This window comes from Belnapia moabensis DSM 16746 (assembly GCF_000745835.1).
Taxonomy (GTDB): Bacteria; Pseudomonadota; Alphaproteobacteria; order Acetobacterales; family Acetobacteraceae; genus Belnapia; species Belnapia moabensis.
In genome coordinates, this window is the sequence record NZ_JQKB01000120.1 from 1 (window position 1) to 10,273 (window position 10,273).

Below are 10,273 nucleotides of genomic sequence, written 5' to 3' on the forward strand. Positions count from 1 at the left end.
TCTTGTCGCGCAGCAGTCCGTCGACGCCCTGCTCGGCATAGCGCTGTTGCCAGCGCCACACCGCGGGGCGGCTGACGCCCGCCCGGCGCGCCACCTCCAGGACAGGCAGCCGCTCGGCCGACAGCAGGATGATGGTGGCCCGCTGCGTATGCTTGAGCGGGCGGTTCCGGTCGCCGATGATCGCACTCAGGCGGGTGCGGTCGGCCGATCCAACGATGACACTGACGGTCTGGGCCATAGCCGGAGAATTCCACCGCAGCGGCCCGCTGTGAATCCTCCGTCTGGGTCAGTGCACTAGCGCCAGTGGCGCTCAGGGTATGGCGCGCCTCAAGACGGCGCCCTTCTACCACCAAGATGTTGGGTCCGACGAGGCGCGCCGTACCAGCAATGGCCTCAATTCCAGCCTCGGCAAAGGCCTTGGCACGGCGGTCCCGGACTGTGATGGTGAGGCTGCGCTTGAAAGTCATAAGTGCCGGCCCGTCGATCGTCACGCGGTCACCGTTTGTCAATTCAGCATTCGCCAAGCGCCTCACACGGGCCAAGTTTCTTATAGCCCATGGATCCTCAATCGGGGGCAGGTCACTTGAGCCGTCGCTCCTGGTCTACCTTCAGGCCACCATACTCAAATCGCCAGCGGTAGTACGTCGCCTCCGAGACCTCAAGCCGTCAGCAGATTTCTACCCACCGTTCGGCCCTGCGCCAGTTGCACCTCAGCCTGCCGCGGCAGACCGATGATCTGTTCCGTCGTATGACGCTTCCTCGGCATCCCTGCCTCCTTCCAAAGAGGCCAGCTTTCTCATCCAAGCTGAATCCCAGTCAGGGTGAAAGTCAATCGAATGGCAGGGTCCAATAGTCTCCCATCACTCGGTCGAAGCTGGCGGGCCAGAAGGGTGCGCACGCGTTGCCGTCATAATGGGTGATCTCGCCGAACCGCACTTGGCCGCCCACGCAGTAAAGATCAACTCGTGCGAAGTCGAAGTCGGCACCAATCCGCTCCGCTAGTTGCAGGGCATCATGAGCTTCCAAGGGGAGGACATAGTTGGGATCGGGCTTGCATGACTGCCTGAGCGACAGCGGCTCAAGCCGTTCGTCGTAGCTGTTGGCCCGATGGTCGCTGTGCCTCCCGGTATGAACCCGCAATAGCCTAGCCCGACCATGGAAGACGTAGAATTTCAGATCGGCTGGGATGCCGCCATCCGCATCAAGCAGCATCTCCTCGGCCAGAAGGCGCGGCACAAGATCACGGTAGGCCCACTCCCCGGCGGTTTGATAATGGTTACAACGCAGCCAACCATTGGCTTGGGACACGGCGGCGCAAGTGTCCAGCGCCGTGCGGTCATGCACGAGCAGATTCATGTTCCAACCGTGGCTGCCCTTAAGCACGAAACGGTTCGGTAATTTGTCCCACTCGATTTCCTCCGCGCGGCTCCAAATGCCGAGCAGCGGCACGAGCACATCATTTCCTACACGATCCGCGACATAGCGGCGCACGTTGATCTTATCTGTCGTCAGCGCCAGCAAGGGATTTCGATCATGGAGTATGCGCCAACCAAGCTTCTCGTTAAAAGTCTTCGGCTGAGAAAGGTTGGGTTTATATCCAAGAGCGGTACGCATGCGGTAGCGGAGGTGCCGCTCTCGCAAAATCTCATCTAGGACGGGGATGTACTGCGCTGCGTAATGTACCACATCCCGTAATAAAAATGACTTCGACGCGGCGGGATGTAAAGCATCGGACATTGTTGAGGCTCTCGGCAGATTGCTTAACTTCCTAACGTGCAATCACCTTGTGCAATACCGTCGCTCACTTTGATGTGTAGCGGGTTCGGTGTGTTCGACGTTTGACCTTTCCCCTGACTGGGATCCAAGCCTGACCAGCTCCCACGAGGGGGTTCAGGCGGATTTTTAGTGAAGCATGGCTACGGTTGGCCTGTGTTGGAGGATTGATCTGACCTCATAGGAGCGATCCGCCCGTAATGTGAGGCCCGAGCCGCGGAGAGTTTTGGGATGGCAAGGAAGCACCACAAGCCGGAGGAGATTGTTGCCAAGCTGCGACAGGTCGAGGTGTTGCTGGCGCAGGGAAAAACGGCGTCTGAGGCGGTTTGCACGATCGGGGTGACGGAGCAAACCTACTATCGGTGGCCGAGCGAGTATGGCGGCTTGAAGCTGCGTCAGGTGAAACGTCTGAAATACCTTGCCGCGTTGCCACACCGTCGCCGGTTTGGTCAGCCACCCGCTGACCAACCATGAGACCCTCCAAGGTCAGCCCGCGTGCGCGCTCATGCTCTAATGGGCCGGCAGGTGCAGCACCGCCCAGCTCGGCAATCCGGGAGCCAAGGATGCCGGCGCAGTCAAGGCACGTTTCAAACGCAGCCTCATCTACGATCCGCGACGTGGCGTAGTCATACGGGTCGCGCAGATAGGCCCGCATGCGGCGGAGCAGCATCGCCATCTCGCGCTCCGCGGCTTCAATCGTGGGCGGAAGGTGGAACTCCTGGCTTGCCCCCCCCGCCGAGGGTGGACCTGTCCGCTGCGCGGGCCGCCGCCTGTCGCCGCCGCCGGTACCAGCCCAGCGCAACAACAAGGCTGGCGACAGATATCGCAGCAAGGCCCGCGAGCATCCAAAGTGGGTCAGCCATGGTGACGCCTGAGTACCGTCTCGCGACTTGCGGACCACAAGCGGAAAACAGCCATCGCCCAACTCCCTACGATCACGCATCCCTGACGCGAGCACGGATGCTAAAGTGGATCCTACGGTTGCGGTCAGAATTTCGGCTGTCCCACCCGCCGTACCGGGGTTCGTTGTGTGTCCATCCAAGCGGGTCGGCTAGACGTTGCAACGGTATTACGACCAGCCGGTCAGCGGCGCCGCGCCCTCTATGCCCCTGTGGCGACACCTGGCTGGCATCATGCGTTGGCGGCGCGCCGGTGTAGCTCTGGAGAGGGTCAGGAATGGGTGCCGTTGAATTCATTGCGCTGCTACTAGCTGGCGTCGGGCCGGTACTGGCACTCGCACGATGGTCGGGACTTCCCCCGACCATTGCTCTCTTCGGCATCGGCTTGGTTGTGGGTCTGCTGCCCGGACCGGCGCCCGTGACCATGGATCCCGACTTGGCAATCGGGCTGTTCCTCCCGCCGATCATCTACGCCGGCACGGTGCGGACCACGCCGCATCTGCTGCGCCACGCCCTGCTACCGGGCGTAGTGGTAGGCGCGATGGTTGCTCTCGCCACCATGCTCGCCGTTGCCGCGGCGACCCGCTGGGTGCTGTTGCCCGGTCTCAGCTGGACCGCAGCTGTGCTGCTGGGCGTAGCGGCGGCGCTGTTTGACACCCGTCTGTTCCAGGAGGCGGGTGGCCATCCGCATGTCCCGCGCAAACTGGCCGACACGCTGAAGGCCCGCGAGATTGCCTCCCGCATCGTAGCGCTGACGGTACTCGCTCTGGCGCTCGGCACGCTCCGGACGGGCGAGACGCCTGCACTGGGCGAAGCGGCGATGGCCATGTCCTGGCAGTTACTGGGCGGTGCCCTGGCGGGCGCCGCGATCGGCCGAGCAGTGCTCTGGCTGCGCGATCGGGCAGGACCGGCGCCAATTGAGATCGCTGTTTCGATTGCTACCCCCTATCTCGGCGCCCTGACGGCCCGCAGCCTGGGCCTTTCCTTAGCCGTCGTGGTGATCACGGCGGCGCTGGTGGTCTCCGCCGCTCGGGTGGACCACGAGACAGGAGAGGCGCGCTCCTCGGCCGAGGCGCGGATCAGCGCCATGGCTTTTTGGGAGGAGGCGAGCCTGCTCGTCTCATCGGTGCTGTTCTTCCTAGCCGGCCTTGCTTTGCCGGGGGCCTTGGCTGGGCTTGGCGGCTGGCCATCCTGGCGGGTGGTGACGACGGCAGTCGGCATCCTCGCTCTGGTGCTAGGCCTCCAGTGGATTGGCTCCCTTGTCTCCACGCGACTGCCCCCGCTTCGGGAGGCGCTGGCCGGCGAGGGGGCCGCAGGTCAGGTCGTCGCGGCGGGGGTGATGGCCTGGGCTTCCACGCGTTCGGTGCTCGGCCTCATCGTGGTGCTTTCCGTTCCGGCAAGCTGGCCGGACGGGCAGCCCTTTGCCGAACGCGGACTGCTGCTGGTGATGGCGGCCGGGGTGATCCTGGGTTCCGTGCTGCTCCAGGGGCTGACGCTGCGCTGGGCCGTTCACGGCGCTGAACTTGGCGGGGGCGGACAGGTGAAGCACGAGGAGGAGCGGGCCCGCCAGGCTACTGCCGATGCCAGACGTCAGTTGGGAAAAGAGGCGGCACATCCGGAGACCTTCGCTGTGGAGCGCCGCGCTCTTGTCGGGCTAAGGGAGAATGATGAGATCGGTGATGAGGCGCTGCGGCGTCTGCTGCGCGAGACTGACTTGCGCAAACGCGCCGGTGAGGGTGACGCCTCGCCCGGCGCCCCGCCGCCAAATCCTTGAACCAGACCCGCCTTACTGAGAGCCCATCCGGAAGTTTGAGTTTACGCTTAAGGCTTTCCGGCGAGCCGTCGGAGCATGATGCGGATCATGGCTATACGGATGAAGGCGGCAGCGATGCGGCAAAGCCGCTCAAAGTTGCTGGCCAAGCGGCCGTTTCGGCTGATCCATCCGATGGTGCGCTCGACAATCCAGCACTTTGGCAGCACGACGAAGCGGTGGCGGTCGCAGCTGCGCACGATCTTCCCCTTCCACGTGCCGGTGCGAGCAACGGCAGCGGCCATCTTCGGTTCCTGATAGCCTGCGTCGCCGATGAGACGCTCGACGAAAGGGAACAGCCTGCGGGCTTGGCGCAGCAGCGGCTCGGCACCGTTCCTATGCTGCACGTTGGCGGGATGTACGATGACCGTGAGCAGCATGCCGATGGTGTCAGTCACCAGGTGGCGCTTGCACCCGACGATCTTCTTGCCCTCATCATAGCCGGAGGCATCAAGCGCGTAGAGCCCCCTTTTGCGCGCCTTTCGCCGTCTGGCTGTCAATGCTAGCCGTGTTGGGCTGGCCTCGCGCCCTGCCTACTCACGCACCGCGACGTAGAGCGCGTGGTGGAGGCGCTCGATAGTGCCCTCCCATTCCCAGCGCGAGAAGTAGTCCCACACCGTGCTCTTCGGTGGCAAGTCCTTCGGCAGCGCACTCCGCTGGCAGCCGGCCGAGAGCACGTAAAGCACGGCGTTCAACACCTCGCGGACATCCACCCTGCGCGGCCTGTCGCCGTGTTTCCGGCGAGCATGACGGCAGGAACCATCAGCGGCATTCCGCACACCGCTGCGTAACGGTGGAACGTGGCAGGAAACGCTAGCTTGTAGCCACGTTATCGAAGCTCCGGAACAGTGTGCGGGCGCATGCTGGCAGGCAACGCAAGCCGGGGCGGTAACCGATGCCGATTTCCGCAGTTTCCCAGAAAGGTTAACGATGCGTTTTGTCTCCACCCGGGCGCATGGCGTCATCGACTACTTTTACGGGCTCGTGTTGATCGCCGCTCCCTATGTGTTGGGCTTCTCGGGCGGCGGCGCGGCGCAATGGGTTCCCTGGCTCGTCGGCTTCGCCGTCATAGGCCTGGCCCTGCTCACGCGGTTCGAGGCAGGGTTGATCCGCGTGGTTCCGGTATCGGTTCACCTGGCGATCGACGTGGCTGGCGGCTTGCTGCTCGCTGCCTCGCCATGGCTGTTCGGGTTCGCTGACCAGGTCTGGCTGCCTCATGTGATATTTGGCCTGCTGGAAGCCGGACTGGCCTTGGTGACGGAGACAACGGCCGACGAGGACAAGCTGGCCTCGGGCACCGCTTGATGGCATCGGCAGACAAGGGCGGCCGGAGGCAAAGCCGCCCTTGGCGGCAATAGGGACACCGGACCGCGCAGGAAGAAACAGGGTCGGCGCGATATCCGGAGCGAGCCGGCCCCGCCACGGCGAATGTCGCGGCGCTGCACCGGCAGGACGACCCTGAGGTCCAGCTTACGATCCGGATGCAAGCCTTCTGCCAGCCATTCCTTGTCGAAACCGGCGGTACTCCTGTTGCTTCTGTCAGGAACGCGGCATTTCCATGCGCGTTGAAGGATGAATGGCTCCGATCCAGGTCCGGCAAGCAGGCAGCCGTCGTCCCTTACCTACTCCGCGGCAGAGTTGCTTTCACAGATGCACGAACCGGTTGTGAACCACCAGGACCCGAGCGGCACACCTTCCCCGAACCACAGCCTGCAACCGGAAGCGCCCTGCGGCTTCGGTGAAATCACCCAGGCTGCCCTCAAGGCGATGGAGGTCGGCGTCTATACCGTCGACCACCATGGCGCGTGCAGCTTCGTCAACGAGGCTGCCCTGTCCATCCTCGGCTACGGCACTGCCGATGAGGTTCTGGGCCGTAACATGCATGACCTCATCCATCACACCCGCGCCGACGGAACCTCCTATCCCCAGTCCGAATGTCCCCTGCTGGACTCCATCACCAGCGGCCGTGCCGTGCGGCTTGCCAATGAGATGCTCTGGCGGAAGGACGGTACATTCTTCGTGGCCGAATACTCATCCGCCCCGATCCGGCGCGACGGGCAGGTAGTCGGCAGCGTTGTCACCTTCCGTGACCAGGCGGAACGCGCCGATGTCGAGGCGCGGCTTGCGGTTCAGTATTCCGTGGGCCGAGTGCTCGCCGGTGATGACAGCCTGGAAGAGGCGCTTGCCAAGATCCTCCGGGCCATCGGAACGGGTCTCGGCTGGAACATGGGCGTCTTCTGGATCACCGAGGAGGCGGGGACCAGCCTGATGCCGGCCGCCACATGGCGTGCACCAGGCGTGCAGGCCCCCGCTCTCGAACGGCAGACGCTGACGCTGCGGTTCCGGTACGGCGAGGGCATGCCTGGGCGGGTCTGGGCAAATGGGGCACCTGAGCTGGTCCCCGATCTCGCCCAGGAGGCCACCATCCCTCGGCGCGCCGCTGCAGCCAAGGATGGCTTCCGCTCGGCGATCGGAGTGCCGGTCAAGGCTGGCACGACGACGCTGGGTGTTCTCGAATTCCTAGACCGCGAGCCGATCCGTCTCGAGGATGACCTTCGCAACGCCCTGGCCAGCCTCGGCCAGCAGATCGGCCAATTCATCCGGCGCCGGCACGCCGAGCGGGCCCTGCGCGAGCGGGAGGAGCATTTCCGCTTCATGGCGGATTCCATCCCGCAACTGGTCTGGACGGCGACGCCGAATGGCGCCCTCGACTATGTCAATGCCCGCTGGATTGAGTATTGTGGCCTGCCTTCCACGGAGGCGCTCGGCAGCCGCTGGGAAGCTGTTGTCCATCCCGATGACCTGGCGGGAATGGCCGAGGCTTGGCGGACCTCCCTTTCCGCCGGCGAGACCTACACGGTTGAGGCCCGCATCCGGGGGCAGGACGGCAATTATCGCTGGTTCCTGAACCGCGCCGTGCCATTGCGGGATGCTGCAGGCAGCATCCTGCGTTGGTTCGGCAGTTCGACCGACATCGAAGATGCCAGGCGTGCGGAGCGGGAGATCCGCCGGAGCGAGGAGCGCTTCCGTTCACTGGTCGGCGCGACCTCCGCCATTGTCTGGACGACCCCGGCCTCCGGCGAGATGACCGGGGAACAGCCGAGCTGGGCCGCATTCACTGGGCAGACACTCCAGGAGTACCAGGGCCTCGGCTGGCTTGATGCGGTCCATCCGGGGGACCGGGCCCATACCGCGGCGGCCTGGCGAAATGCGTTGCAGCATCACGAGGTGTACGAAGCCGAGCATCGCGTGCGCCGCCATGACGGCGAATGGCGCCACATGCTGGCGCGTGCCGTCCCTATCCTAGCGATGGATGGGTCCATCCGCGAGTGGGTCGGCCTCCATATGGATGTCACGGAAATGCGCCGCACCGAACGCGCCCTCCGCGAGAGCCAGGAGCGGCTCCAGGCCGCTCTGCTGGCGTCCCGCACAGGCACCTTCCGCTGGGATATCCGGGACAATCGGTTCGAGATGGATGAAGGGTTCTCCCGCCTGGTCGGACTGCCCTCGGGACGGCCGGGCAGTATAGAAAGCGCGGTCACCGCCTTCGTCCATCCGGAGGACCGGGACAGGATCGCGGCGGAGGTGGCGCGCATCCTCACCGAAGGCGGTGAGGTGGATATCGAGTATCGGGTGATCCGCGCTGATGACAGGGTGGTGCGGTGGATCTCCGGTAAAGGCAGGACCACCAGCGGCCCCGATGGCCAGCCGCAACACATGATCGGTGCGGCTGTCGATATCACGGAGCGGCGGCATTTCGAGGAGGAACTCGTCTCGGCGAAGGAAGCAGCCGAGGAGGCGAACCGCGCGAAAAGCCAATTCATCGCCAATATGAGCCATGAGCTGCGCACGCCGCTTTCGGCCGTTATCGGTTACACCGAATTGCTCGAGGAGGAGGTCGAAGATCTCCAGGCCGAGGGTGCCGAGAATCTGCTCGACGACATCCGCAAGATCCGCAGCAATGCCCGCCACCTGCTCGACCTCATAAGCGACGTGCTCGATCTCTCGAAGGTCGAGGCCGGCAAGATGGATGTCCACGCCGAGGATTTCGATGCGGACGCGCTGGTGTCCGAGGTGGCGGATACGGTGCAGGCGCTCATGGCCCGCAACGCGAACCAATTCGCCCTTGACCTCGCACCTGAGGGCCTGGGCCAGATGTATTCGGATCCGGTGAAGCTCCGGCAGTGCCTGTTCAACCTGCTGAGCAACGCCGCCAAATTCACCGATCATGGCGAGGTCTTTCTCTCGGCACGCCGGCTGCCAGGGGAAGGCGGTGCGGACAGGCTAGAATTCCGAGTGCGCGACACCGGCATCGGGATGACCGAGGAGCAGTTGCAGAAGCTGTTCCAGCGCTTCAGCCAAGCCGACAGCTCGACCACCCGCCGCTTCGGCGGCACCGGGCTCGGGCTCGCCCTGACCAAGGCCCTCGCCCATCTCATGGGTGGCGATATCGATGTCGAGAGCGTCGCCGGCCAGGGGACGACCTTCACCATCCGGCTCCCGGCCGATCTACGGATCGAGACCGGCTCCGGGCCTGGACCCTTCGATCCCGCCGTGCCGGAGGAAGGCGATGGCCCGGAGGTTCTGGTGATTGATGACGATGCCCCGACCCGGGACCTTCTCTCCCGCTTCCTGATGCGGGAGGGCTTCCGGGTTCGCACCGCCGTGGATGGCGAGACAGGGCTCCAGGCGGCGCGGTCGACGCGACCGGCGGCCATCCTGCTCGATGTGATGATGCCACGCATGGATGGCTGGGCGGTGCTCTCGGCGCTCAAGGCCGATCCCGAATTCGCCGATGTGCCGGTGATCATGGTGAGCTTCGTGCAGGAGAAGAACCTGGCTTTCTCGCTCGGTGCCGCGGATTACCTGCCCAAGCCGGTCGACTGGCAGCGCCTGAAGCGCCTCGTCGAACCCTATCGCTCGGTGGACCCGCTCGGCCAAGCGCTGGTGGTGGAGCACGATCCTGGCACCCGCGACGAGCTTCGCCGGATGCTGGAGCCGGAGGGCTGGTCGGTGGTCGAAGCGGAAAGCGGGAAGGACGGGCTCCGACGCCTGGCGGAGACGACGCCACAGGTGATCCTGCTGGACCTGCAGGCGCCCGAGCCCGGTGGTCTCACCTTTCTCCGAGAGCTGCGACGCCACCCGGAGTGGTGCTCCATCCCGGTGGTCGCGGTTGCCGATCGTGAGCTGACTTCGGCGGAGCTGGAGCGCCTGCGCGGGCAGGTCCAGCGCATCGTGCAGGCGGAGGACGGTGTTCCGGAAGAACTGGCGTTGGAGCTGCGGCGGATCGCTGCCGGCCGGGCGGGCTCCCCTGCCCCGAAGCCTCAGCCACGCGACCGAAAAGGAGAAGGCAATGGCTAAGCTGCTGCTGGTCGAAGACCATGAGGAGATCTGGGATTTCCTGTCGCGCCGCCTTCGGCGGCGGGGCTTCGAGGTCGTGGTTGCGACGGATGGGCAGCAGGGCGTCGAGAAGACACGCTCGGAACAGCCCGATTTGGTGCTGCTCGACATGAACCTGCCGGTCATGGATGGCTGGACCGCCGCTCGGGCCTTGAAGGCCGATCCCGAGACGGCACGGATCCCGATCATCGCACTTACCGCCCATGCCTTGACCGGTGATCGGGACAAGGCGCTCGGCGCGGGCTGCGACGACTATCACGCGAAGCCGGTGGATTTCTCTGGGCTTGTTGCGCAGATCGACAGCGCGCTGAAGCTCCGCGCCGGCGCCGACCCGGCCGCCTCGTCCTGAGGGGGAATGCGATGAAGGTATCCGAGGTGATGAGCCGCGACG

General features: G+C 64.7%; 8 protein-coding genes and 2 pseudogenes. 5 read left to right on the forward strand and 5 right to left on the reverse strand.

Features of this window, described 5'->3' with window-relative positions:
• From EP26_RS27585 to EP26_RS27590, 3 genes and pseudogenes are all read right to left on the reverse strand, one after another.
• Positions 1 to 238, reverse strand: a 238-nt coding sequence (locus EP26_RS27585; RefSeq protein WP_043343839.1) for a helix-turn-helix domain-containing protein, incomplete at its 3' end; no start/stop codon positions are given.
• 344 nt (positions 239 to 582) lie between these two features.
• Positions 583 to 766: pseudogene (locus tag EP26_RS37855) on the reverse strand (transposase); the annotation flags it as partial.
• Positions 767 to 828: 62 nt separating this feature from the next.
• The gene (locus tag EP26_RS27590) at positions 829 to 1,737 is read right to left on the reverse strand and encodes an ATP-grasp fold amidoligase family protein (protein ID WP_084113064.1); all 909 of its coding nucleotides are present in this window, start codon (positions 1,735 to 1,737) and stop codon (positions 829 to 831) included.
• A gap of 267 nt (positions 1,738 to 2,004) precedes the next feature.
• On the opposite strand from EP26_RS27590, the pseudogene EP26_RS27595 reads away from it, so the two are divergent.
• Positions 2,005 to 2,193: pseudogene (locus EP26_RS27595) on the forward strand (IS3 family transposase); the annotation flags it as partial.
• Positions 2,194 to 2,949: 756 nt separating this feature from the next.
• Entirely contained in the window at positions 2,950 to 4,446 is a 1,497-nt protein-coding gene (locus EP26_RS27600) for a cation:proton antiporter domain-containing protein (protein WP_043343844.1), read from the forward strand.
• A gap of 47 nt (positions 4,447 to 4,493) precedes the next feature.
• Here the strand turns inward: EP26_RS27600 and EP26_RS27605 are convergent, their stop codons facing one another.
• Both EP26_RS27605 and EP26_RS38345 read right to left on the reverse strand, forming a co-directional pair.
• The gene (locus EP26_RS27605; protein WP_052389770.1) at positions 4,494 to 4,982 is read right to left on the reverse strand and encodes an IS5/IS1182 family transposase; all 489 of its coding nucleotides are present in this window, start codon (positions 4,980 to 4,982) and stop codon (positions 4,494 to 4,496) included.
• Between the two features lie 33 nt (positions 4,983 to 5,015).
• Complete coding sequence (locus tag EP26_RS38345; protein WP_084113065.1) at positions 5,016 to 5,447, reverse strand: transposase; 432 nt, start codon at positions 5,445 to 5,447, stop codon at positions 5,016 to 5,018.
• Between EP26_RS38345 and EP26_RS27615 the strand changes: the two genes are divergently transcribed.
• The 3 genes from EP26_RS27615 (at position 5,413) to EP26_RS27625 (ending at position 10,231) form a co-directional block, all read left to right on the forward strand.
• A complete protein-coding gene (locus tag EP26_RS27615; protein ID WP_043343846.1) occupies positions 5,413 to 5,787 on the forward strand; it encodes an SPW repeat domain-containing protein in 375 nt (124 codons plus the stop codon). The genes EP26_RS38345 and EP26_RS27615 overlap by 35 nt on opposite strands.
• Before the next feature lie 345 nt (positions 5,788 to 6,132).
• A complete protein-coding gene (locus EP26_RS27620; protein ID WP_052389772.1) occupies positions 6,133 to 9,843 on the forward strand; it encodes a PAS domain S-box protein in 3,711 nt (1,236 codons plus the stop codon).
• Positions 9,836 to 10,231, forward strand: coding sequence for a response regulator (locus EP26_RS27625; RefSeq protein ID WP_043343849.1), 396 nt, complete (start codon positions 9,836 to 9,838; stop codon positions 10,229 to 10,231). The genes EP26_RS27620 and EP26_RS27625 overlap by 8 nt, the downstream gene beginning before the upstream one ends.
• Positions 10,232 to 10,273 lie beyond the last annotated feature (42 nt).